Source organism: Micromonospora sp. KC213 (assembly GCF_004348325.1).
Lineage (GTDB): Bacteria > Actinomycetota > Actinomycetes > Mycobacteriales > Micromonosporaceae > Micromonospora.
Window position 1 is genome coordinate 113,556 of sequence record NZ_SMKF01000001.1, and the last position, 25,307, is coordinate 138,862.

The following is a 25,307-nucleotide window of genomic DNA, read 5'->3' on the forward strand; positions in this document are numbered from 1 at the left end:
GTGACAGGAACGTGCCCAACATGGACGGCGACGGCAACGCCGACCTGGCGGCCCGGCGGAGAGAACTCGTCCGCCGCAGACTCGCGGAGCGGGGCATCGCCCGTCGGCCGGAGATACCGTCGACCGTCCCCCGCGTCACCGGACCGGCTCCCCTGTCCGCGGCGCAGCGCCGGATGTGGCTGCTGCACCAGCTCCGGCCGGAGGACACCGCGTACCACGTCTGCGTCGGCGCGCGACTGTGCGGTGCGCTGTCGGCGCCGGACCTCGCCCGGGCGCTGCGCGACGTCGTGCAGCGCCACGACGTGCTGCACTCGGTCTACCGGGTCGGCGAGGACGGCGAACCGCACCAGGTGGTCGTACCGGTCGACGGGCTGGAGCTGACCACCACCGACCTGACCTCGCTGGCGCCCGAGAAGCGCGAACCCGCCGTCGACCGGGCCGCCGCGCGGCTCGCCGAACGCCCGTTCGACCTGACGACCGAGCTGCCGATCCGGCTGGAGATCCTCCGGCTCGCCGCGGACGAGCACGTCCTGCTGCTGGTCGCGCATCACATCGCCTGGGACGACGCGAGCTGGCAGGTGCTCCTGCACGACCTCGGTGCCGGGTACACCGGGCGGGACCTGCCCCACCTGCCGGCGCAGTACGCCGACCTGGCCGCCGCGGAACACCGCACGCCGCCGTGGACCGCCACGGACCTGGACCACTGGCGCGCCCGACTGGCCGACCCACCGGCCCCGGTACCGCTGCCCACCGACCGGCTGCGCACCACCGACGGGACCGCGACGGGCGGCCGGCTCACCCGGCGGCTGCCGGCGGCGCTGCGCGAACGACTGCACGCCGTCTGCCGCGCCGAGGGCGTCACCCCGTTCATGGCACTGCTCGCCGGGTTCACCGGTCTCCTGCACCGCGTCGGCGGCGTGCCGGACCTCATCGTCGGGTCCCCCGTCGTGACCCGCACCGACCCGGGCGCCGACCGCCTCATCGGCAACTTCGGCAACACACTCGCCCTGCATACGCGGGCGACCCCGGCGACGACGTTCCGCGCCTTCCTGCAGCACGTCCGTGAGCAGTGCCTCGCCGCGTACGCCCACCAGCGGGTGCCGTTCGACACCATCGTGCAGGAGCTGCGCCCGGATCGCAGCGCCGGGAACCACGTCTGGTTCGACATCCTGTTCTCGGTACGCAGCGACGTCTGGGCGGCCCTCGACCTGCCGGGCGTCACCGTGACGGAACGGCGCGTCGACAACGGGGCCGCGGCGTTCGACCTGGCCGTCGCCGCGGTGCTGGAACCCGACGGCACGCTGGGTCTGGACGTCACCTACCGCGCCGACCGGTACGACGCCGGCACCGTCGACGGCCTCGTCGGCCGCTACGCGCGGCTGCTCGACGCCGCCCTGGCCGACGTCGACGCCCCGCTCGGCGACCTGGACCTGCTCGCTCCCGGCGAGCGGGAACTCGTGCTCACCGGCTGGGGCAGCCGCGCCCGGCCGGTGGACCGGGCCACCATCGCCGAGTTGTTCCGCGCGCGGGCCCGACACACACCCGACGCGGAGGCACTGCGTTGGGAGGACGGTGGAACGCGGACCCTGAGCTACGCCGAGTTGGACGAGCGTTCGGACGTCCTCGCCGGCGCACTCGCCGCGCGCGGCGCCGGACCCGAGACCGTGGTCGCCGTCGCGCTCCCCCGCTGCGGTGAGTTTCTCGTCTGCGCGCTGGCCGTGCTGAAGGCCGGCGCGGCGTACCTGCCGATCGACCCGGAGTACCCACCGGAGCGGATCGCGCTGATGCTGGACGACGCCCGACCCATCCTGCTGGTGAGTGACACCGCGACCGTGCCGGCGCTGCCGGCCGCCGCGCCGCCGGCGTTCCTCATCGACCAGGACACCACCGCCGGGTGCGTCCCCAAGCCGTGCCCAGCCGGGCCGGAGCAGGCCGCCTACGTCATCTACACCTCCGGATCGACCGGCCGCCCCAAGGGTGTCGTGGTCACCCACGAGGGCATCCCCAGCCTCGTCTCGACGATGGTCGACGAGCTGGGCGTCGGACCCGGGCACCGGGTGCTGCAGTTCGCGTCGATGAGCTTCGACACGTCGGTGTGGGAATGGACGATGGGCCTCCTCACCGGCGCCACGCTGGTGGTCGTGCCGGCGGAGCAGCGCCTCGGCCCCCCGCTGGCGGACTTCTGCGCCCGCCACGGCATCACCCACCTGACGCTGCCACCGGGGGTGCTCGCCTCCCTGCCGGACGAGCACGCGCTCCCGGCCGGCGTCACCCTGATCGTGGCCGGCGAGGCGTGCCCGCCCGAACTGATGCGGCGCTGGGCGGCGACCTGCCGCATGTTCAACTCGTACGGGCCCACCGAGACCACGGTGGACGCCACCCTGTGGGCGTGTACGCCGGAGCACTCCGGGCCGGTGGTGCCGATCGGGGGGCCGGTGCACAACACCGCCGTCCGGCTGCTCGACGAACGGCTGCACCCGGTCCCGCCCGGCGCCGCCGGTGAACTGTACGTGGCCGGCGACGGCCTCGCCCGCGGATACCACGACCGGCCGGCTCTCACCGCCACCCGCTTCGTCGCCGACCCGTACGGTCCGCCGGGCAGCCGGATGTACCGCACCGGCGACCTGGCCCGCTGGAGCGCGCACGGCGTGCTGGAGTACCTCGGCAGGGTCGACCATCAGGTCAAGATCCGCGGCTTCCGGGTGGAACCGGGCGAGGTGGAGCAGCTGCTGCGCGCCCATCCCACCGTCGCGCAGGCCGCCGTCGTGCCCCGCGAGGACACGCCCGGCGACGTGCGGCTGGTCGCCTACGTCACCGGGACGGACCCGTCACCCCAACAGCTGCGCGACGGCCTGGCCCGCGCGCTGCCCGCGCATCTCGTTCCGGCCGCGGTCGTCGTGCTGGACCGGCTGCCGTTGACCAGCAACGGCAAGCTCGACCGCCGGGCCCTGCCCGCGCCGGTCTACTCCGCCGCGACCGGACGGGCGCCCGCCTCGGCGTTGGAGGCGCGGCTGTGCGCGCTGTACGCGGACGTCCTCGACGTGCCCGCCGTGGGGCCCGACGACGACTTCTTCGCCCTCGGCGGCCACTCGATGCTGGCCGCCCGGCTGATCACCCGGGTGCAGGCCGAACTGGGCGTGCGTCCCCTCCTGCGGTCGCTGTTCGACGGCCCCTCGCCCGCCGCGCTGGCCCGCACGCTGGCCCCGGCCGCGGCACCCGCCGAGGACCTGCCGCCGCTGGCGCCGCGCGGCGACGACGGCCCGGCCCCGCTGTCGTTCGCACAGCTTCGGCTGTGGGTCCTGCACCGCCTCGAGGACGCCGGCGCGGCGTACCACATCCCGCTCGGGCTGGCCCTGGACGGACCGCTGGACGCCGGCCTGCTCGATGCCGCACTGCGGGACGTCGTCGCGCGGCACGAGATCCTGCGCACCGTCTTCCCCGAGCGCGACGGGACACCCCAGCAGGTCGTCCTACCGGCCGGAGGACGCCTGGCCGTCCGAGACGTCACCCCGGCGACGCTCGACGCCGAGGTCTCGTCAGCCGCCGCGCAGGTGTTCGACCTCGCTCGGGAAACCCCGCTGCGCGTCACGCTGTTCCGACTCGCACCCGACCGGCACGTCCTGCTGCTACTGCTGCACCACATCGCCGGCGACGGGCGGTCGCTGCCCGTGCTGGTCCGCGACCTCGCCTCGGCCTACACGGCCCGGCGCGCCGGCGCGGCGCCCACGTGGACCCCGCTACCCGTGCAGTACGCCGACTACGCCGTCTGGCAGCGCAAGGCCCTCGGGCACACCGACGACACCGGCAGCCGCGCCGCCCGGCAGGCGGCCTACTGGCGGCAGACCCTGGACGGCGCGCCGGCCGAACTGCGCCTGCCCACCGACCGGCCCCGGCCGGCCGAGTCGTCGTACGCCGGCGGGCTCACCCGGTTCACCATCGACGCCGGGCAGGCGCAGGCCGTCCGTGAGCTGGCCGCCCGGCTCGGGGTCACCCCGTTCATGGTGTACCAGGCCGCCGTGGCGGCACTGCTCACCCGGCTCGGCGCCGGTGACGACATCCCGCTCGGCACACCCGTCGCCGGTCGCGGCGTCGCACCCCTCGACGACCTGGTCGGCTTCTTCGTCAACACACTGGTGCTGCGCACCGACACGTCCGGCTCACCGACCCTCACCCAGCTGCTGCACCGCATCCGGCGAAGCAACCTGGACGCCTACGACCACCAGGACCTGCCCTTCGAGCGGCTCGTCGAGATTCTCAACCCGCCGCGGTCCACCGCCCGACACCCGCTGTTCCAGGTGATGGTGGTGCACCAGAGCGGCACCGCTTCGCGGCTGCCCGTTGCGGGGCTGGTCAGCCGCCCGTACGTCGTCGCCACGCAGACCGCCACCTTCGACCTGAGCCTCACCTTCATCGAGGACTTCGACCCCGAGGCACCGGGAACGGTCGGCGGGTTCGCCGAGTACAGCGCCGACCTGTTCGACCCCGGCACCGTGGAGGCCCTGACGGCGCGGCTGGTGCAGCTGCTCACCGCCGCCGTCGCCGCACCGGACCGGCCGATCGACGACCACGAGCTGCTGTTCGCCGCCGAACGCTCGGCGCTGGTGGCGCCGCCCGTGCCGGCCCCCGCCGCGCCGCCGCTGCCGGACGCGTTCGCCCGGCAGGTCACCCGTACCCCGGACGCCGTCGCCCTGGTCGTACGCGCCGCCTCCGGCGAGCTGTCGCGGCTGACCTACGCCGACCTGGCCACGGAGGTGGACCGGATCGCGCGGTTGGTCACGGCACACGACGCCGGACCCGACCGAGTGGTGGCACTTGCGCTGGCGCGCCGCGACGTGGTGCCCGCGATGCTGGGCACGCTGCGCGCCGGTGCCGCCTTCCTGCCGCTGGACCCCGCGTACCCGCAGGACCGTCTGGCGGCGATGCTCGCCGACGCCCAGCCGGTCTGCCTGCTCACCACCCGGACCCTCGCGGCGACCCTGCCGCACCCGCCGGGCCTGCCGATGGTGTACCTCGACGACGACCCGCCGCCCGCGACGGCGTGCGATCCGCGCCCGCCGGCCCCCGACAGCGCGGCGTACGTGATCTACACCTCCGGCTCCACCGGCATCCCGAAGGGTGTGGTGGTCAGCCACGCCAGCCTGGCGAACCTGTTCGCCGCCCACACCTCGGCGCTCTTTCCGCCCGAGGTGGCCGCGGTCGGCGGGCGACGGATCCGGGTCGGCCACGTGGCGTCGTTCGCGTTCGACGCCGCCCTCGACCCGGTGGTCCTCATGGTGGGCGGTCACGAACTGCACGTCCTCGACGAGGCGAGCTACCCCGACCCGGCAGCCGTCACCGCGTACGTGGCCGACGAGCGCATCGACTACCTCGACCTGACCCCGACCCACCTGCAGCAGCTCATCCAGCACGGCCTGTTCGCCCCGGGCCGCCACCGGCCGGCACTGCTCGGACCGGGCGCCGACGCCATGCCCGACGCGCTGTGGCGCGACCTCGGTGCGCGGCCCGGCCTGCACGCGTGGAACTTCTACGGGCCGACCGAGTGCACCGTCGACGCCGTCGTCGCCCCGGTCACCGGCGAGGGTGCCCCGCGTATCGGCCGGCCCATCGCCGGCATGACCGCGTACGTGCTCGACGCCCGGCTGCGACCGGTACCACCCGGTGTCACCGGCGAGCTGTACCTGGCCGGCGCCGGCCTGGCGCGCGGTTACCTGCGGCGCCCGGCGCTCACCGCCGAGCGGTTCGTCGCCGACCCGTTCGGGCCACCCGGCACCCGCATGTACCGCACCGGCGACCTGGCCCGCTGGGTCGACGGCGACCTGGAGTGCCTCGGCCGCGCCGACGACCAGGTGAAGATCCGCGGGTTCCGGATCGAACCCCGCGAAATCGAGGCCGTCCTCAGCCGACACCCGGGCGTCGCCGACGTCGCCGTCGTCGCCCGCGACGACCTGCCGGGCTCCCGCCGGCTCGTCGCCTACGTGGTGCCCGCACCCGGCCACCCGGCCGACCCGGACGGCTGGCGGGCGCACGCCGCCGCGGCGCTGCCCGACCACATGGTGCCGTCGCTGTGGATGGCCCTCGACCGGCTGCCGGAGACCACGAACCGCAAGCTCGACCGCGCGGCCCTCCCGGTGCCGCAGGTGCCCGCCGCGGACAGCGGACGGCCCCCCGTCGACGCCGGCGAGACCCTGTTCTGCGACCTGTTCGCGGCGCTGCTCGACCACGACCGGGTCGCCGCCGACGCGAACTTCTTCGAACTGGGTGGGGACAGCATCGTCGCCCTGCAGCTGGTCAGCCGGGCCCGGGCGGCCGGGTGGACGATCGAGCCGCGCGACGTCTTCCGCCACCAGACACCGGCCGCCCTCGCCACCGTCGCCCGGGCGGTCCCCGGCCCGACCACCCCACCGGCGGACGACGGCGTCGGCGCCATCGCCGAGACGCCCATCGTCGGGTGGCTGCGCGAACTGGCCGCAGCCGGCCAGCCCGCGGCGGCCGACAGCTACAGCCAGGGCATGGCGCTACGCGCCCCGGCCGGGCTGACCGTCGACCAGCTGACCGGTCTGCTCCAGCAGGTCCTCGACCGGCACCCGGCACTGCGCGCCAGGCTCGTGACCACGGCGAAAGGTCGCTGGGATCTGGTGGCCGCGCCTCCCGGCGCGGTGCGCGCCGGTGACCTGCTGCGCGTCGGCGACGGCGCCCCGGCCGACGAGGCACGGGCCGCCGCGCAACGACTGCGACCGGCGGACGGCGTGCTGCTGCAGGCGGTCTGGCTGCCCGCGCGCGAGCAGCTGGTGCTGGTGGCGCACCACCTCGTGGTGGACGGGGTGTCGTGGCGGATCCTCTGCGCCGATCTGGCCGCCGCATGGCGTGGTACCGCGCTGTCGCCGGCGGGCACCTCGCTGCGGGCCTGGTCCGCGCGGCTGCGCGAGTACGCCGATCGGCCGGCCACCCGCGAACAGGCGGCACAGTGGACGAGCGCCCTGGCCGCGCCGGGACCATTCGGTCAAGGCCAGCTCGACCCGGCCCGGGACATCACCGGCACGCAGCAGCGCCGGGTCGTCACCCTTACCGCGGACGTCACGCAAGCGCTGCTGACGCGGCTACCCACCGCGTTCCGGGCCGACCCGGCCGACGCCCTGCTGACCGCCCTGGCGCTCGCCGTCGCCGAGTCCCGCCACGGCAGCGGATCCGACACGGCCCTCACCGTGGCGTTGGAGGGCCACGGCCGGGAGGTAGCGATCGCCCCGGGCACCGACCTGGCCGGCACCGTCGGTTGGTTCACCGCCCTGTACCCCGTCCGCCTCGACCCGGGGCCGGTCGATCTCGCCGCGGCCCGGGCCGGCGGCGTGGAGATCGGTCGTGTCCTCAAGGCCGTCAAGGAACAGGTACGCGCCGTACCCGACGGTGGCCTCGGCTACGGGGCCCTGCGGCACCTGAACCCGCAGGCGGCCCCGCGGTTGGCGCGGCTGCCCGTACCGGCTGTCTGCGTCAACTATCTGGGTCGCCTCGTCGGCGGTGGCGACGCTTTCTGGGAGCCGACGGACGACGGGCTGTTCCACCACGTCGACCCGGCGCTGCCGCTCGCCCACCAGTTGGAGATCGACGCCTGGATCCGGCCAGGCCCCGGTGGCGCGGCACTGCACGCCACCTGGTCCTGGGCCGGTGCCGCCCTCGACCCGGCCGACGTGCACACCCTCGCCGACCACTGGGCCGCCTACCTGACCGCTCTCGCCACACACGCCGCAGACCCGGCCGCCGGTGGTCTCACCCCCTCCGATGTCTCCCTGATGGCGATCAGCCAGGACGAGATCGACGACTTCGTCACCGATTGGAGCCTCTCGTGACCGGCCGTCCCGCGCTCGACGACATTCTCCCGCCGACCCCGCTGCAGGAGGGTCTGCTCTTCCGCGCCGAGCTGGACGCCGAAGGCCCGGACGTGTACGCGGGACGGCTCGTGCTCACCCTGCGCGGCCCGGTGGACGCCGACCGGCTGCGCGCCGCCGCACAGGGGTTGCTCGACGCCCACCCCGCGCTGCGCAGCGCGTTCCGCCGTAACCGACAGGGACGGGCCGCCGCGCTGGTGGCCCGGCACGTCCCCGTGCCGTGGGAGTACGCCGACCTCGGCGCGCTGCCCAGTGGTGAACGGGACGCCGCCGAGCGACGGCTCGCCGAGCAGGACCGCCGGCGGCGGTTCGACCTGGGTCGCCCGCCGCTGGTGCGGTTCGCGCTGATCCGGCTCGCCGACGACCTGCACCGGTTCGTCCTCGCCGCCCACCACATCGTCCTCGACGGATGGTCACAGCCCCTGCTGGTACGGGAGCTGTTCGCCCGGTACGCCGGCGACCCGCCACCGGCGGCAGCGGCACCGCGACGCTACCTCGAGTGGCTCGCCGGGCAGGACCGCGCCGCCGCCGAGACGGCGTGGCGGGAAGCACTGTCCGGACTCGACGCCCCGACGCTCGTGTCGCCGGGCGCCGACAGCGGCGTGCGGGAGCACCCGCAGCGTGTCGTCGTACACCTCGACGCCGCCACCACCACGCAACTGACCGCGACCGCGAGGGCGCACGGCCTGACCCTCGGCACGGTCGTCCAGGGGGCGTGGGCCCTCACCCTCGGCCGGACCCTCGGCCGCGACGACGTGGTGTTCGGCACCGTGGTGTCCGGCCGCCCGGCCGACCTGCCCGGCGCCGAGTCGATGATCGGCGCGTTCGTCAACACCGTCCCGGTGCGGGTCGGTCTGCCGCCGGCCGAGCCGTACGCCACCGCCCTGCGCCGCCTGCAGGACCAGCAGTCGGAGCTGGTGGCGCACCAGCACCTGGGGCTGGCCGACATCCAGCGCGTCGCCGGCGGGCGCGAGCTGTTCGACACCCTGGTCACGGTGGAGAACTACCCCTTCGACCCGGACCGTCTCGCCGACCTCGCCCCCGGCCTGCGGCTGGCCGGGTTCTCCGGCGAGGAGGGCGTGCACTATCCGCTCGCCGTCACGGTCCTGCCCGGCGAGCGGCTCCGGCTGGAGGTGGGACACCGCCCCGACGCCGTCACCGAGCCGCAGGCGCGACGGGTGGCCGAGCGCCTCATCCGGGCACTGACCGCGTTCGCGACCGCGCCCACCGTGCCGCTGGGCCGCGTCGAGGTGCTCGACGTCGCAGAGGTGGAGCCGCTGGTCGGCACCGCCGCCGCCGTACCGGACACGACGGTGACCACGCTGCTCGCCGAACAGGCCGCCCGCACGCCGGACGCCACCGCGGTGGTCGCCGACGGCGTCCGGCTCACCTACGCCCAGCTGCACGACCGCGCCGGGCGGGTGGCCGCCCTGCTGGCCGCGCACGGCGTCGGTCCCGGCGGTGTGGTCGGGGTGGCCCTGCCCCGCTCGGCCGACCTGGTCGTGGCGCTGGTCGCGGTGCTGCGCGCCGGCGCCGCGTACCTGCCGCTCGATCCCGACTACCCCGCCGACCGGCTCGCCCTCATGGTCGCCGACGCCAGGCCCGCCGCGCTGCTCACCGACACCGCGACCCGCGCCGCCCTGCCGGTCGACGCGACCGCGGTGCTGGCGCTCGACAGCGCCGTCCTGCCGGAGGCCGCGCCCGGCGGCCCGGGCGTACAGCCGTCGGACCCGGCGTACGTCATCTACACCTCCGGCTCCACCGGCCGCCCGAAGGGCGTGGTCGTGTCCCACCGGGCAATCGTCAACCGGCTGCTCTGGACGCAGGGCGAGTACGGGCTCACCCCGCACGACCGGGTGCTGCAGAAGACCCCGTCGAGCTTCGACGTCTCGGTGTGGGAGTTCTTCTGGCCGCTGATCGTCGGCGCCACGCTGGTCGTGGCCCGGCCCGGAGGCCATCGCGACCCGCGCTACCTGGCCGGCCTCGTTCAGCGGGAACGGGTCACCACCGTGCACTTCGTGCCGTCGATGCTGCGGGCCTTCCTGGCCGAGCCGCAGGCGGCAGCGTGTACCGGCCTGACCCGGGTGCTGTGCAGCGGCGAGGCCCTGAGCGTCGACCTCGCCGAGGCCTTCCACGAGCGGTACGGCGGCGGCGTCGAGCTGCACAACCTGTACGGGCCCACCGAGGCCGCCGTGGACGTCACCGCGTGGCCGTGCCCGCCCGGTGCCGCCGCCGTGCCGATCGGCCGGCCGGTGTGGAACACCGCCCTGTACGTGCTCGACGCGGCGCTGCGGCCGGTCCCCGCCGGGACGCCCGGCGAGCTGTACCTGGCGGGCCGGCAGCTCGCCGACGGGTACCTCGGCCGCCCGGCGCTGACCGCGGAACGCTTCGTCGCCGACCCGTTCGGCCCACCCGGCACGCGCATGTACCGCACCGGTGACCTGGTTCGCCGCACCGCCGACGGCGTCGTCGAGTATCTCGGCCGCACCGACACCCAGGTCAAGATCCGCGGGTTCCGGGTGGAGCCGGGCGAGGTCGAGGCGGCCCTGCTGGGGCTGCCCGGCGTCCGCGCGGCGGCGGTCGTCGCCCGACCGGAGCTCGGGCTGGTCGGTTACGTCGTCGGCGAGGCACTCGACCCGGCCGGCGTACGGCAGGACCTGGCCACGACACTGCCCGCACACCTCGTACCGGCCACCGTCGTGGTGCTCGACGCCCTGCCCGCGACGCCGAGCGGCAAACTGGACCGGGCCGCGCTTCCCGCGCCGACGCGGCAGCCGGCCGACGCGTCACGCCGGCCGCGGACTCCCGCCGAGGAGCTGCTCTGCGAGTTGTTCGCCGAGGTGCTCGGGGTGGAGACGGTCGGCATCGACGACGACTTCTTCGCACTGGGCGGCCACTCACTGCTCGCCACCCGCCTGGCCAGCCGCGTCCGCACGGTGTTCGGGGCGGAGCTGGCGCTGCGTACCGTGTTCGACGAGCCCACGGTGGCCGCGCTGGCGACCCGGCTCGACGCGCGGGACACCCGGCCGGTGCTGCGGGCCGGGGTCCGACCCGACCTGTTGCCGCTGTCGTACGCCCAGGCCCGGATGTGGTTCCTGTACCGGCTCGACGGCCCCAACCCCGCGTACACCATGGCCTTCGCCGCGCGCATCACCGGCGACCTGGACGTCGCGGCGCTGCGCGCGGCGCTCGGTGACCTGGCCGACCGACACGAGGCACTGCGCACGGTGCTGGCGGACGAGGCGGGTGCCCCCCGTCAGGTCATCCTGCCCGCCGCCGCGGCCCGGCCGGCGCTGCCGGTGACCGCCGCGACCGACGGTGAGCTGGCGGGCCTGCTGGCGGCGGCCGCCCGCCGGCCGTTCCGGATCGACGCCGAGCCGCCGTTCGCGGCCGAGCTGTTCGAACTGGGCCCGGACGAACACGTGCTGCTGCTGACGGTGCACCACGTCGCGGCGGACGGGTGGTCGGCCCTGCCACTGCTGCGCGACCTCGCCACGGCCTACACCGCCCGCACCGGCGGGCACGAGCCCGGCTGGTCCCCCCTACCGGTGCAGTACGCCGACCACGCGATCTGGCAGCGGGAGCTGCTCCGCGACGACGACGACCCGGACTCGCTGGCCGCCCGCCAGCTCGGGTACTGGCGCAAGGCACTCGACGGGCTGCCGGAGGAGCTGACCCTGCCCACCGACCGCCCGCGCCGCGCGGTGCCGAGCCTGCGCGGGGCCGGTGTGGAGGTCACCGTCCCGGCCGGGGTGCACCGGGCGGTCCGGGCGCTCGCGCGGCGGTGCGACGCCAGCGTCTTCATGGTGCTGCACGCGGCGCTCGGGGCCCTGCTGACCCGGCTGGGCGCCGGCACCGACATCCCGGTCGGCACGCCGATCGCGGGACGCACCGACGACGCCGTCGACGACGTGGTCGGCTTCTTCGCCAACACGCTGGTGCTGCGGACCGACACGAGCGGCGACCCGACGTTCCGCACCCTGCTGGCGCGGGTCCGAGAGACCGACCTGGCCGCGTACGCCCACCAGGACGTGCCGTTCGAGCGCCTCGTGGAGGTACTCAACCCGGCCCGGTCGATGGCGCGGCACCCGCTGTTCCAGGTGATGCTGAGCCACCAGGTCCGGCCGGACCTGCGGCTGCGGCTCGGCGAGTGCCGGGTGGTGCAGGAGAAGGTGGACACCGCGACCGCCAAGTTCGACCTGGCGTTCGAGGTCGTGGAGGAGCCGGGCCGGGCCGGGATGATGGTGGGCGTCGAGTACAGCACCGACCTGTTCGACGCCACCACCGCACACAGCCTGGCGACCGGCCTCGTCCGGCTGCTCGACGCCGTCACCCGGGAACCGGAACGCCCCGTCGGCAGCCTGGAACTGCTCAGCGCCGACGAGTACGAGCGGGTGCTCGCGCAGGGTGCCGGGCCGGTGGTCGACACACCGCGGCGCACCCTCGTCGAGCTGTTCGAGGACCAGGTGGCCCGCACACCGGACGCCCCGGCGCTGGTGTGCGGCGACATCGCGTACACGTTCGCCCAGCTGGACGCCCGCAGCGCCGAGCTGGCACGCCTGCTCGTCGAGCACGGCGCCGGTCCGGACACGGTGGTGGCGCTGCTGCTGCCCCGCACCGCCGACACCGTCGTGGCGCTGCTCGCCGTGCTGCGGGCCGGGGCGGCGTACCTGCCGATCGACCCGGCGTACCCGCCGGGGCGCATCGCGCACGTCCTGACCGACGCCGGTCCGCTGCTCACCGTCACGACCGAGCGGCTCGCCCCACTGGCCGGCGCACCGGTCCTCCTGCTCGACGCGCCGCGGGTGCAGCGGCGGCTGGCCCACCCGGGCGCCGGTGACCTGCCCCGGCCGCGGCCCGAACATCCGGCGTACGTCATCTACACGTCCGGCTCGACCGGGTTACCCAAGGGCGTGGTGGTGGAACACCGCAGCATCGCCAACCTGTTCCACAGCCACCGGGAACTGCTGTACCGGCCCACGGTCGCCGCGGCCGGCGGCCGGGCGCTGCGGGTCGCACACGGCTGGTCGTTCGCGTTCGACGCGTCCTGGCAGCCTCAGCTGTGGCTGCTCGACGGCCACGCCCTGCACCTGGTCACCGAGGACACGCTGCGCGACCCGGCGCTGCTCGTCGATTTCGTCGACCGGCACCGCATCGACTTCATCGAGGTCACCCCGTCGCACGCACTGCAACTGGCCGGCGCCGGGCTGATCCGCGACGGACGGTCGCCGCTGCTCGCCTGGGGCGTGGGCGGTGAGGCCGTGCCCACGCCGCTCTGGCGGCAGCTACGGGACCTGCCGAGCACCACGGGCTACAACCTCTACGGCCCGACGGAGGCCACGGTCGACGCCCTCGCCGCCCGCGTCGCCGACAGCGAGCGCCCCCTGGTCGGGCGGCCCACCGCCAACACCCGGGCGTACGTGCTGGACCGGACGCTGCGACCGGTGCCCACCGGCGTCGTCGGCGAGCTGTACCTGGCCGGTGCCGGTCTGGCCCGCGGCTACCTGAACCAGCCGGGGGTCACTGCCGAGCGGTTCGTCGCGGACCCGTACGGACCGCCCGGGAGCCGGATGTACCGCACCGGTGATCTGGTGCGCTGGATGCCGGACGGCGCGATCGACTTCCTGGGCCGCGCCGACGAGCAGGTCAAGATCCGCGGGTTCCGCATCGAATTGGGCGAGATCACCGCCGCGCTGGCCGCTGATCCGGCCGTGGCCCGGGCCGCGGCCGTGGTCCGGGACGATCCGCCCGCCGGCAAGCGGATCGTGGCCTACTGCGTCCTGGCCGACGGCGCCGCGCTCGACCCGGTGGCGCTGCGCGCGCGCCTGGGCCGGATGTTGCCCGACTACATGATCCCGGCGGCGTTCGTCGCGCTGGACGAGCTGCCGCTGACGGAGCACGGCAAGCTGGACCGGCGGGCGCTGCCGGCGCCGGCAGCCGACGACCGGCGGCCCGGGCGTCGCCCGGAGACCGCCGCCGAGGCGCTGCTCTGCGGCCTCTTCGCCGAGCTGCTCGACGTGCCGGAGGTCGGGGCGGACGACAGCTTCTTCGATCTGGGCGGGCACTCGTTGCTCTTGGTGCAGCTGCGCGAACGGGTACGCGACGCCACGGGCACCCATCTGGGCATTGTCGACTTCTTCGCCCGCCCGACGGCGGCGGCCCTGGCCGAGTTGCTCACCGTCCGCGCGGCGGGCTGAGCCGGCGGGCCCGGTGACCGTGCGCGGTCACCGGGCCCGTGGTGCGGATCAGCGGTGCAGGTAGCGGCTGATGCTGCGCAGCTTCTCGGCGGTCTCCTCCAGCTCACGCTCCGGGGTGGACTGTCCGACGATGCCGGCGCCCGCGCGCAGCCAGGTCCGGCCCTCCTGCTGGAAGATCGACCGCAGCACCAGTGCCGCGTCCATCGAGCCGTCCGCGTCGACGGTGAGCACGGCCCCGCTGTACAGGCCACGCGGCGCGTTCTCGAGGCGGTCGATGGCCTCGCACGCGGCGGCCTTCGGCACCCCGGACGCGGTGATCGCCGGGAACAGGACGGCGAGCGCGTGCCAGGCGTTGCGTCCGCCGCTCAGGGTGGCGCTGACCCGCGACGCGAGGTGCTGCACGCTGCCGCGCTCCTTGACGTCCATGAAGTCGTCGACCTGCACGCTGCCCGGCACGGCGAGGGCGGTCAGCTCGTCGAAGGCGAGTTTCACGCTGATGGCGTGCTCGAATATCTCCTTCGCGTCGGCCTGCAGGTCGGTGCGGAGCGCACCGTCGAGCATCGGGTCGCCGTGCCGGGCCCGGGTACCGGCCAACGGCTGGGTGGACACCCGGCCGGTGGCCGTCACCTCGACGACCGTCTCGGGGCTGAAGCCGGCGCACCGCACGCCGCCGAGGTCCAGCAGGTACGACCGGGCCGGGGTGTTGGCCCGGCGTCCCGCCTCGTAGGTGGCGAACAGGTCGACGTCGCCGTGGACCGGTACGAGACGGGACAGGATCACCTTCTGGTACCGCCGGGCCCGAATCTCCGCGACGGCACGGGACACCGCGGTGCGGTAGAACTCGGCGTCGTGGTCGGGGTCCGGTGAGGGCAGCGGTGTGCCGGCGGCGGTGACGACCGCCGCTGCGGCGGCCACCTGGGACGTGAGCGGCAGCAGGTCCGCGGTGTCGACCGCCCGGACGTCGACGGCGTCGGTGGAGATCCGCACCTCGCGGGTCGGGACCACCAGGTGCAGCAACGGTCCACGGGCCGCCGCGGGATCGCCGTGCAGCAGGTGGCTGAGGCCGAATCCGGCCCAGCCGTACGCCCGCGCGCCCTCGACCGGGCAGCGGGCGAGCGCGTCCGCCACGGCCTGCAGCGGTTCTGGGCCGGACGGCCTGGTCGACCAGCCGTCGGCGTCCCGGACGTGCAGCTCGTCGGCGTACAGCACCAGTTCGTACGCCGATCCTGACGCCACCGACCACGTGCCGCTGTTCTCGTAGAGGACATACGGGCCGGGCATCGTCCTGGCCAGCTCGGTGGCCAGCCGGAGCGGGTCGGCGGCGCCGGTCAACCGACCGGAGTAGTAACGACTGACGAGCTTCCGGTCGTCTTCCAACAATCCACGACGTTCCACCCGGGTGGCCTCCTCCGACAGGCGGTCCCCTGCCGACGCCGGGCACCGCGACTCCTGCGCACATCAAACGGCATTTCTTAGGTGAGGCTACCCTTATAGTCGTCGGTAGCGACAGGTGGGCCACTGCGCCCTACAGTCGACGCACACCCGGCAGCAACCGCGCCGTCGGGACGCGCCGGCATGCCCGACTAGGGTGGGCAACCAGAATGATCAACCAGTCGACGGAGGCGGGATGCGGCTGTACCTCACCGCGCTCAACCCCACCGACGCCGTCCTGGAAGGATTCCTACCGGCGGCGGCCTCGCTCGGACTGCCGGTCACGGTGCTGACCGACCGGCCGGAGCAGTGGCCCGCCGGGACACCGGTCGCCGGATGCGCCGTCCGCGACGCCTCGGCCGTCGTCACGGCGGCGGTCCGGCCGGCGGCGTTGTTGTCCAACAGCGACCACCTCCAGGAAGTGACCGCGATCGCCGCCCGCCGGCTCGGCCTGCCGGGCAAGGACCCCGACGCCGCCCGGCTCTGCAAGGACAAGGCCGCGGCCCGCCGGGCCGTCGCCGCCGCCGGGCTCGACCTGGTCCGCACCGTCGCCGTGAACCCCGGTACGGCGCCCGCGGTGCCGGACGGGATGTTTCCCGCCGTGGTCAAGCCGCGCGACGGCGTTGCCAGCGAGGACGCCTACCTGGTGACCGACCCCGGTGACCTGGCCGCCCGGATCACCGAGATCCGCCGCCGCCGGCCCGAGGTCGCGCTGGTGGTCGAGGAGTACCTCGCCGGCGAACTACGCACCTACGACACCCTCGGCGACGCGGCCGGCCTCGCCGTCCTCGGCGGGTGGCACACCGGCCTCGGCCCGCCACCGACGTTCACCGAGACCAGCCTCGACTGGTCACCCCCGCCCGAGCGGGACGACCTCGCGCTCCGGGCGCGGCTCGACGCGCTCGGCGTGCGCTTCGGCGCCTGCCACACCGAGTACGTCGTGCAGGACGGCCGGGTGCGGCTGATCGAGGTGAACTACCGCCTGATCGGCGACCGGATGGACCTGATCCTCGCCGACCTGCTCGGTGTGCCGCTGTTCGAGCACGTCATCCGGCTGCACCTCGGTGAGCAGCTGACCGCTCTCGACCTGCCCGCCCCGTCCACCGTCGCCCGGCACGCCCGCGTCGAGTACGTCTGCGCCGACCGGTCCGGCCGGCTCGTCGCGGCTCCCGGCCGGCTCGACACCGTCCAGGACGGCGTCCGACTGGCCTGCCGGCCGATGCGCGCGGTGGGCAGGGTCGCCGACCGGAGCGGCACCAACCGCGACTACCTCGCGGCGCTGCACGCCGTCGGCCCCGACCGGGACACCGTCCGGGCCGCGCTGGCCGCCTTCCGACGCGGCCTGCGATGGACAATCGTCGGATGATCGACGACAGCGAGCGGGAGGTGTTCGGCCGGGTGCTCGACGCCCTGCTGCGCGAGGACCACCTCGGTCTGCTCAGCCGCGGCCGGCCCGACGGCCTCGGCTGGTGGGCGGTGCCGCACCGGGCCGGGCTGCTGCGGATCCCGGTCCGTGCGGACGGCTTCCAGCAGGCCCTGCGCATCGCCGCACCCGTGCTGCACGTCGTCGCCCACGACGGAGACGCCCACGACGGAGACGCCCGCGACGTCACCACCGTGGATGGTCTGCTGGCGGTGCTCGCTCCGCAGGACGACCCGGAGGCCGAGGCCGGTTGGCATGCCTTCACCACCGAGTGCCAGGACGACCTGCTGGCCCGCCGGCTCGCCGTGGCGGCCCGGCGGCGGGTGCTCGCCGAGGTCGTGGCCGAACGCACGACCGCCCCCACCGGCATGCCGGCAGCACTGTTCGACGACGTGCTCGCCGCGTACGCCGGCCATCCGGTCTATCCCACCGACCGGTGCCGGCACGGACTCGACGACGACGACCTGCGCCGGTACTCCCCCGAGCACGCGCCCCGCTTCGCCCTGCGCTGGTACGCCGCCCGCGCCGAGGCGGTACGGCTCACCGGTGACCTTCCCGACTGGTGGCCGCGGGCGCCCCGGACCGACCGGTTCCTGATGCCGGTGCATCCACTCACCGCGCAGCGCCACGGACTGCCGGTCACCGACCAGCCGGCGTTCACCGTACGGCCCACCCTGTCCATGCGGACGGTGGCGCTCGCACACGACCCGTACACCCATCTGAAACTGCCGCTGCCGACCGCGACCCTCGGCGCCCGGAACCGGCGGGCCCTGCATCCCGACACCCTCGCCGACGGCGCGGCGGTCGCCGGGCTGCTCGACCGGATCGCGAGCGCGGAACCGGCCTTCGCCGGCCGGATCCGGCACGCCGACGAGAGCGTCTACGGGCACGCCGGCGACGACGACCGGCTCAGCTTCCTGATCCGCCGCTTCCCACGCGACCTGGCCGGGGTCCAGGTGGTGCCGGTCGCGGCCCTCGCCGCGCCCGACCCGGTGGCGGGCACCGTGTTGGAACGGATCGCCGCGCACCCCGCGGAGCTGGTGGAGTCCTACCTCGACCTGCTGCTCGACTGGCACGTCTGCCTATGGCTGCGGTACGGGGTGGCCCTCGAGGCCCACCCGCAGAACATCCACCTGCTGGTGCATCCGGACGGGACGGTCGGCCTGCTCTACAAGGACAACGACGGTGCGCGGCTGGACCCGCGCCATCGCGCACCCGGTGGGGTCGCGCTGCGGGACGACCGGATGTGGGCACGCGATCCGCAGGAGTTGGCCGACGTGTTCATCACCATCACCCTGCACCTGGCCGCGGCGGCGCCGCTGCTCGCCCTCACCGCCCGGGGGGTACGCCTACCGTCGCCGGCCGCCGCGCTGGCACCGAGGTTGGCAGCGGCTCGTGACCGCTGGGGCGACGGGCCCACGGCGCGGTTCTTCACCGAGCGGGTCCTGCGCGCCGCCCGACTACCGGTCAAGGCGATGCTCACCGCCGGCACCCTGCTGCCGAAGCAGCGGCTCGGCTGCGCCGACGTCAACAAGTACTACCGGCGTACCGGCCCGAACTATCTGCGGGAGACACCTTGACGGACACGCTGTCGCGACCTCGGCAACGCCTCGACGCCGACCGGCACGCCGACCTGGCCGCCGCGCACGCTCTCTTCGGCTGCCTGGTACGCGAGATCGCCCTGCCCGACGGCGACATGACCGTGGGTGGGGGTGCGGCGGTGCTCCGGCTACGGCACCTCGACGTGGCGCTGCGCTGCGCCGTCGCGCGGATCTCACCGGTCGGCGCACACCGCTACGCCGGCCCGGTGCAGCTGCGGCTCGACGGCGACCGGTGGACGGATCTGGACGCTCCCCGGCTGGCCGAGCTGGTCGCCGCGGAACTCACCGCCCGCACCGGCCGGACGAACGACGAGTTCGCCGGGCAGGTGCGGGCCAGCCGGGACGCGGTGACCCGGCTGCTGGCCGAACGGCCGGAGCGGGATCCCACCCCCACCGGGGAACCGGCCATCGACGCGTACGTGGCGTCCGAACAGTCGTTGCTCCTCGGCCATCCGCACCACCCTGCCCCGAAGTGGCGTAGCGGCGACGCGGACAGCTGGCGGGCGTACGCGCCGGAGCTGCGCCGCGCGTTCCGGCTGCACTGGCTCGCGGTCCCGGACGACCTGGTCGCGGGCGCGGGGCCGTTCGATCCGCTGGTGGCGGCCCTCGATCCCCCGCGTCCGCCGGCCGGGCACCGGGTGCTGCCCGTGCATCCCTGGCAGTTGGCGCTGGTCCCGCCCACGCATCCCCGGCTGCGTCGGCTGGGCCCGGCCGGCGTCCCGGTGCGCCCCACGGCGAGCGTGCGCACCCTCTACGCCCCCGAGGCCGATCTGTTCCTCAAGACCAGCCTGCACGTGCGGATCACCAACTGCCTGCGCAAGAACGCCCGGTACGAACTCACCGGCGCGGTCGCCCTGACCGATCTGCTCTCCCGGGTGCCGATGCCGGCCGGCGTCGCACTGCTCACCGAGCCCGCCTACCGCACGGTCGACGCGCCGGGCGCGGACGAGGCGTACGGCACGATCCTGCGCACCGGCCTGCGCCCGCACCTGGGCCCCGGAGAGACGCCGCTGCTCGCGGCGGCGCTCGCCGCCGCACCCCTGCCGGCGGTGGATCCGGTGGCCTGGTGGCGGTCGTACGTCGGGTTGCTCGTCCCGGCGGTGCTGCACAGCTGGCTGCGTCATGGCGTCGTGTACGAGGCGCACCTGCAGAACGTGGTCGTGGTGCTCGACTCCGAGCGCCGCCCGGTGCGACTACTGCTGCGGGACCTGGAAGGGGCGAAGCTCGACACCAGCCGGTGGGCCACCTGGCCACCGGGCGTCCCGTCACAGGCCGCGTACGGGCCCCGGGACGCCCACCGCCGGATCATCTACTGCCTGTTCGTCAACCACCTGGCCGGCATCTGCGGCGCGCTCGCCGACGCGCGGCCCGGCATCGAGCCCCAGCTGTGGCGGGAGCTCGGCGCGGTCCTCGCGGCGGTCGCCGCCGACCTCGACGACCCTCCGGAACTGCACGCGCTGCTGCGCGGCGAACCCTTGGTGGCCAAGGCCAACCTCCTGGTGCGGTGGCGACGCGACGCCGACCGCGCCGCGCCGTTCGTGCCGGTGCCGAACCCGATCGGAGCGCCGCGGTGAGCCGACCGGTCTACGTGCACGACCTCGACGGCCTGGCCACGCATGCCCGCGCCATCCGGGCGGCGTTGCCCCGGCAGGTCGAACTGCTGTACGCCGTCAAGGCGAACCCGGACCCGGACGTGCTGCGGACCCTCGCCCCCATCGTCGACGGGTTCGAGACCGCCAGTCGCGGCGAACTGCGCCGGATGGCCGAGGTCCTGCCCGGACGGGCCCCGGCCGCGTACGCCGGCCCGGGTAAGACCGACGAGGACCTCGCCGCCGCCCTCACCGCCGGGGTGGACCGCATCCACGTCGAGTCGCCGGCCGAGCTGCGACGCCTCGGCGCACTGGCCGTCGCGGCCGGCACGCCGGCCCGGGTGCTGCTCCGGGTGAATCTCCCGGTGGAGGCCCCCGGGGCGAGCCTGATCATGGGCGGGCGGCCCAGTCCGTTCGGCATGGACCCGACCGACGCGCTGGAATGCGTCCGCCACCCACCCCCCGGCGTCGAGGTGCGGGGCGTACACGCCCACCTGGCCAGCGGGCTGGACGCCGCGCTCGCCGGCGCGGTCGCCGCCGCCGTGGTCCGCTGGTCGGTCGCCGAGGTCGGCGCCGGGGAGGTCGACGTGGGCGGCGGCATGGCCGTCGACTACGCCGACCCGGCCGCGCGGTTCGACTGGGTGGGCTACGGCCGGGCGCTGGCGGACGTCCTCGACGCGTACCCGGGGCTGCGGCTGCGCGTCGAGCCGGGCCGGTCGGTCACCGCCTACTGCGGGGCGTACCTGACCGAGGTCATCGACGTGAAGCGCTCGCACGGCGAATGGTTCGTGGTGGTGGCGGGCGGCACGCACCACCTGCGCACACCGGCGGCCAAGGGGCATCCGCAGCCGTTCACGGTGTACCGGCGGCGATACGGCGGGGGCCCGGGCCCCTGCACCGACGGCGGACCGGTCACCGTGGTCGGGCAGCTGTGCACCCCCAAGGACGTCCTGTCCCGGTCGAGCACGGTGGGACCGATCGGTGTGGGCGACGTGTTGCTCTTCGCCATGGCCGGCGCGTACGCCTGGAACATCAGCCATCGCGATTTCCTGCTGCACGACCCGCCGGAGTTCCGTACCGGTGATCCGGATCGGATGGCCGCCGGCTGGGCGGCTCGACCGTCCCGGTCGTGACCCTGAACATGGCGGCTCCGGGCCGAATCGCCGCAGTAATGTATTCCCCGCTGAATCGGGGGCAGCCGGCCGCCCTGATGCCGATAAAGCCAGCCTTGCCTTACCAAAAGAAAGGCTAGCTTTATTCATCGCCGACGCGTGGTGGGAATGGCGGCCAACCTTCTGTGAGCGGCGTTGCGCTGCTACAGTCCGATCCGAAAGGCACGCGTCCGCGGTTTCACCTTCCACGTGCGCGGCACCTACGGACTGACATACGAGTACGCGGGCCGACGCATTCCTCTGCCCGCGATCCCGAAACAACATGGAGGCACCGTGAAAACTCTGCTGCAGACACCCCCGGTGCGTGAATGCGCCGCCACTGCGTGCAGTTTCAACGCCAACGGCTGCCACGCTCCGGCCATCACCGTGGCGTCGACGGGTGATGCCGCGTCCTGCGCGACATTCGTCGAGTCTCCGCTTCAGGGTGGGATCGCGGAGGTCACCGGTGCCGTGGGTGCCTGCGCGCGTTCGGAGTGTGTCCACAACACCAACCTCGCCTGCACCGCCACGTCCATCACCGTCGGGCCCGGTGCCACCGCCAGCGACTGCCTCACCTACCAGCCCGCCTGACGGGCTTCGAAGCGCACGATCCGCCCGTTCGCCGGCTAGCGGACGTGGTGGCACCAGCCAGGGCTTGCACGACACCGCCTTGGCAAAGGTAAGCCTTACCTACTAACGTCATAGCCCTAGGCCGATCACACCTTCACTTCGTGGCCGAGGGGACTGACATGGCGTTGCATCCAGCCAGGCGACCAGCGGAACTGGCCCTGCCCGCCACTGACGCCGCCGCGACAGCGGAGCCGTCAGTGGCGGGCGCGCACGCCACGCTGACTGATGCCGACGCCGCGATGGCACGCTCAGTCCTCTCCGCCACGCCGTCGCTGCGGCTCCGGCTCGGCGACGCCACCGTCGACCTCATCGACTCGCACGCCGTCCTGCCCGACGGCACGGTGGTTCTCGCGGTTGACGCGATGACCCAGACCGGCGGCCTGCTGGTCGCCACGCGCGGTCGGCCGGGCGCGGTACGCCTCGACGTCACGCAGCTCGTCCCGGTCGCCGTACGGTCCCGGGTGCGGGCCAGAGTGCGGATGCTGGGCACGGTACGCCGGCTCGACCCGGCGGCTCTGGACTCGTGCGACGGCGACAGCATCATGTCCCTGCTCGACCTGCCGCCCGTCGCGCTCTGGGCGCTCGAACCGGTCGAGGTCGGCCTTGGTCGCGACAGCGGCGATACCACGGTGAGCATCAGCGCCTATCGCACCGCACGCCCCGACCCGCTCGCCGACGACGAAGCCGAACACCTGCGACACCTCACGCAGCAGCATGGCGATGTTCTCGGCCAGGTCGCCACGCTGCTCGTTCCGGCGTTGACGACCATGCCCGCCCGGGTCGTACCGGTCGCTGTCGACGCCGACGGTATCGTGCTGCGCGCGGAGACACCGGACCGGCACACCGACGTCCGACTACCGTTCGCCCGTCGGATCACGAAAAGCGCCGACCTGGCCGAGGGAGTGCGGACGCTGCTCGCGGAGGCGGTCCGACGTGGCGCATCCGGCGGCTTTGCGTTGGAGAGTGTGGAGCATTCGTAGAATGCCGATGAGGCGGATCAAATGCGGCGGGACTGCAGCGGCGGGCTCGGTCTTGCACCGAGCCCGCCGTTGCAGTCCCACGTGATCCTGGTCGGAAACCGAGCCGCTAGCGTTGCAGGGTCAGCAGACCCGGCCGGTAGGGCAGGCGGCCGTAGTCGCCACCGGAGCGGGGGTCGCGCCCCTGGTACAGCAACTGCAGGTTGCAGGGGTCAACGGTCATGGTCTGATCAGCGTTGGTACGGATCAGTTCGCCGTGGCTGATGTCGTTGGTCCAGGTGGCGCCGCTGTTGGCCTTGCCGGCGAAGGGATTGCCCTCGGTTGCGGCCTGTGGCGTCCACGAACCGCCCAGGCTGGTGGCCGTGAACGAGCGGAAGTAGCGACCCTGCGCGCCGATCGCCTCAACGATCATGAGGTACCGGCTCTGGCCCTGGAGCTTGTAGACCTGAACCGCCTCGAACAGGTTGTTCTTCGTGTCGCTCATGATCGTCGTGTAGTTGGAGCCGAAGCTGCCCGGGAAGTTGCCGATGGGCATGCTCGCCCGGTAGATCTTGCCGTTGTCCCCGGCGAAGAAGAGGTACATGTTCGTGTCGTCACCGATGAGCGCCTGGTCGATCGGGCCGGTGTCGGAGCCGGAGATGCTCCCGGTGAAGAGCGTCTGGTGCGGCGACCATGAATTGACGTTGGTGGGGTCGGTCGAGGTCCGGTAGGAGAACGCGGGGCCACCCCACTGGTAGGCGAGCACCCAGATGTTCTTCGGGGCGAAGTAGAACAGCGAAGGCGCGACAGCGGAGAACGGCATCTGGTTCTGGCTGGCCGAGGCCATGTCGGACCAGTTCGTGAAGAGGCCGAAATTCATCGAGCCCCAGCTCGTTCCGTGGTCGTGCGTCGTCGCGTAGACCAGCTGCCGGCCGTTGTAGGGGGCGTGGGTGAAGTCCTTGAGCGAAACCCACCCCGACCGCGGTTGCGCCAGCGGGCCGGTCGAGCTCCAGCGGTATGACGACGGAAGGTTGCACGTACCGGGCGGCGGCGTCGTCGGCGGTGGCGTGGTGGGGGGCGTTCCGCCGTCCACGCGAACAAGCTGCCACTGCTGGTTGGTGCCGTTCCAGTCGTCGTACTGCTGGATGTTGGCGCCGTCCGCGGTGGAGGCACCGGCGACGTCGATGGCCTTGTTGCTGTGGCGGCTGATGAACCGGACGTAGCCGCCGTCGGAGTCGGCCAGTCGCCACTGCTGGTTGGTGCCGTTCACATCGGCCCACTGGACGATGGCGGCGCCGTTGGCGGTGGAGCGGCCGGAGACGTCCAGGACCTTGCCGGAGTGACGGGACTTGATCCGGTAGTAACCACCGCCGGAGTCCACGAACTGCCACTGCTGTTGGTTCCCGTTGTTGCGCGACCACTGCGTGATCCGCGCGCCGTCGCTGGTGGACAGGTTGTACACGTCCAATGCCTTGCCACTGTTTCGATTCACCAGCACGTACCACGCGTTGGTGTCCACCGTGGCCGCCGACGCCGACGTCGCGGAAACCGCGACGAGCGCGCTGCCGACGACGAGCGCGGCAACCGAGGCGGCCAACCCCGACCGCCACCGACGCCACCTCACGGTGCGCGCAGACCCAACCGGCATAGCATCTCTCCTTTCGATCATCTGAACCGCCGACATGAAGCGCGCCACGTCGGTGCGGGCACCGACGACGCCCGTGTGCGAGCAGCGGCCCAGGCATCGACATCACTGGCTGTTAGCGCTAACAGAGCACTCTCTCCGTCGTGGCCCGAGGCAGAAGGGTGTAGGGACGTGGCGACAAGTTGCCACTGGGTGGTGTGACTCACCGCACCATGCGATGGACTGTGAACGACAACAGCGAGCCGCGTCAAGATGTTTCGGCAATGTTTCGGAAAGTGCGTCGAAACCCGCCGAGCCCCGCCCAGGCTCGACCTCGTCAGCCCCGACCGATCCGGTATCACGTCGCAACCCTCCCGCCGGCGCCAGCGACCGCCGCAGCGGCCGACTCCGTGGCGGCGCGGGCACACGCCCATCAGCGCTCGGTCGCGCCCGCGGACAGTTGGCCCAACCCCTGTCGAGATCACCGACGACAACAGGCGGACCCGCGCCAGCGTTTCGACCCGCTCCTGGCGCCGACACCTCTAACCATAAGACATTGAAGCTTGTTGACATCATACATCACACGACCTATGTTCCACGTACATTGCGGTCGCAGCGCTGGGAGCAGCCGATCTCATCATCTCCACGTCGAGAGTGAGCAGTCATGAGGCAGTGACACGGTGGCCGGCCATGGCGGTCGCGGCGCTCGAGATCGCGGGTGCGGCAGGACTCGGGACAACCTGGCCCCGGCCCGGATCGCGGTCGGCAGTTCCTCCGGGCCCATGATGGCCCACATCCTCGCGGCTCAGCATCCGGACCTGAAAG

Annotated in this window: 10 protein-coding genes; 8 read left to right on the forward strand and 2 right to left on the reverse strand. The window is 73.7% G+C overall.

The genetic code is table 11. The features are described from left to right. Nucleotides 1-20 precede the first annotated feature (20 nt). Nucleotides 21-7,841, forward strand: a complete 7,821-nt coding sequence (locus tag E1166_RS00435) for a non-ribosomal peptide synthetase (RefSeq protein WP_243710055.1) — start codon at nt 21-23, stop codon at nt 7,839-7,841. Next, nucleotides 7,838-14,077: a non-ribosomal peptide synthetase gene (locus E1166_RS00440; protein WP_165944193.1), complete on the forward strand. Its 6,240-nt coding sequence runs from the start codon at nt 7,838-7,840 to the stop codon at nt 14,075-14,077. The genes E1166_RS00435 and E1166_RS00440 overlap by 4 nt, the downstream gene beginning before the upstream one ends. A 48-nt stretch (nt 14,078-14,125) precedes the next feature. Here E1166_RS00440 and E1166_RS00445 read toward each other — a convergent pair whose 3' ends face one another. Further along, nucleotides 14,126-15,472 carry a salicylate synthase gene (locus E1166_RS00445; protein WP_207913852.1) on the reverse strand — a complete coding sequence of 449 codons (1,347 nt, stop codon included), beginning with the start codon at nt 15,470-15,472 and terminating at the stop codon, nt 14,126-14,128. 232 nt (nt 15,473-15,704) lie between these two features. On the opposite strand from E1166_RS00445, the gene E1166_RS00450 reads away from it, so the two are divergent. The 6 genes from E1166_RS00450 to E1166_RS00475 all read left to right on the forward strand — a co-directional run bounded on the left by E1166_RS00450 (nt 15,705) and on the right by E1166_RS00475 (nt 22,882). After that, complete coding sequence (locus E1166_RS00450) at nt 15,705-16,874, forward strand: siderophore biosynthesis protein (protein WP_132334680.1); 1,170 nt, start codon at nt 15,705-15,707, stop codon at nt 16,872-16,874. Continuing rightward, nucleotides 16,871-18,511: an IucA/IucC family protein gene (locus E1166_RS00455; protein WP_132334682.1), complete on the forward strand. Its 1,641-nt coding sequence runs from the start codon at nt 16,871-16,873 to the stop codon at nt 18,509-18,511. The genes E1166_RS00450 and E1166_RS00455 overlap by 4 nt, the downstream gene beginning before the upstream one ends. Beyond that, nucleotides 18,508-20,106: an IucA/IucC family protein gene (locus E1166_RS00460; RefSeq protein ID WP_243710045.1), complete on the forward strand. Its 1,599-nt coding sequence runs from the start codon at nt 18,508-18,510 to the stop codon at nt 20,104-20,106. Before E1166_RS00455 ends, E1166_RS00460 begins: the two co-directional genes overlap by 4 nt. Then, nucleotides 20,103-21,254: an alanine racemase gene (locus E1166_RS00465; RefSeq protein ID WP_132334684.1), complete on the forward strand. Its 1,152-nt coding sequence runs from the start codon at nt 20,103-20,105 to the stop codon at nt 21,252-21,254. The genes E1166_RS00460 and E1166_RS00465 overlap by 4 nt, the downstream gene beginning before the upstream one ends. 312 nt (nt 21,255-21,566) lie before the next feature. Beyond that, complete coding sequence (locus E1166_RS00470) at nt 21,567-21,863, forward strand: DUF1540 domain-containing protein (protein WP_132334756.1); 297 nt, start codon at nt 21,567-21,569, stop codon at nt 21,861-21,863. 278 nt (nt 21,864-22,141) lie between these two features. Beyond that, on the forward strand, nt 22,142-22,882 hold the full coding sequence (locus E1166_RS00475; protein ID WP_243710056.1) for a DUF2470 domain-containing protein: 741 nt from the start codon (nt 22,142-22,144) through the stop codon (nt 22,880-22,882). A gap of 106 nt (nt 22,883-22,988) precedes the next feature. Here E1166_RS00475 and E1166_RS00480 read toward each other — a convergent pair whose 3' ends face one another. Next, complete coding sequence (locus tag E1166_RS00480; RefSeq protein ID WP_132334688.1) at nt 22,989-24,506, reverse strand: non-reducing end alpha-L-arabinofuranosidase family hydrolase; 1,518 nt, start codon at nt 24,504-24,506, stop codon at nt 22,989-22,991. Nucleotides 24,507-25,307 lie beyond the last annotated feature (801 nt).

What these genes read in the sequence shown, in the direction of transcription:
- E1166_RS00435 (WP_243710055.1), top strand. Translation starts at nt 21, where the DNA reads ATGGACGGCGACGGCAACGCCGACCTGGCGGCCCGGCGGAGAGAACTC.
- E1166_RS00450 (WP_132334680.1), top strand. Translation starts at nt 15,705, where the DNA reads ATGCGGCTGTACCTCACCGCGCTCAACCCCACCGACGCCGTCCTGGAA.
- E1166_RS00455 (WP_132334682.1), top strand. Translation starts at nt 16,871, where the DNA reads ATGATCGACGACAGCGAGCGGGAGGTGTTCGGCCGGGTGCTCGACGCC.
- E1166_RS00475 (WP_243710056.1), top strand. Translation starts at nt 22,142, where the DNA reads ATGGCACGCTCAGTCCTCTCCGCCACGCCGTCGCTGCGGCTCCGGCTC.
- E1166_RS00480 (WP_132334688.1), bottom strand. Translation starts at nt 24,506, where the DNA reads ATGCCGGTTGGGTCTGCGCGCACCGTGAGGTGGCGTCGGTGGCGGTCG.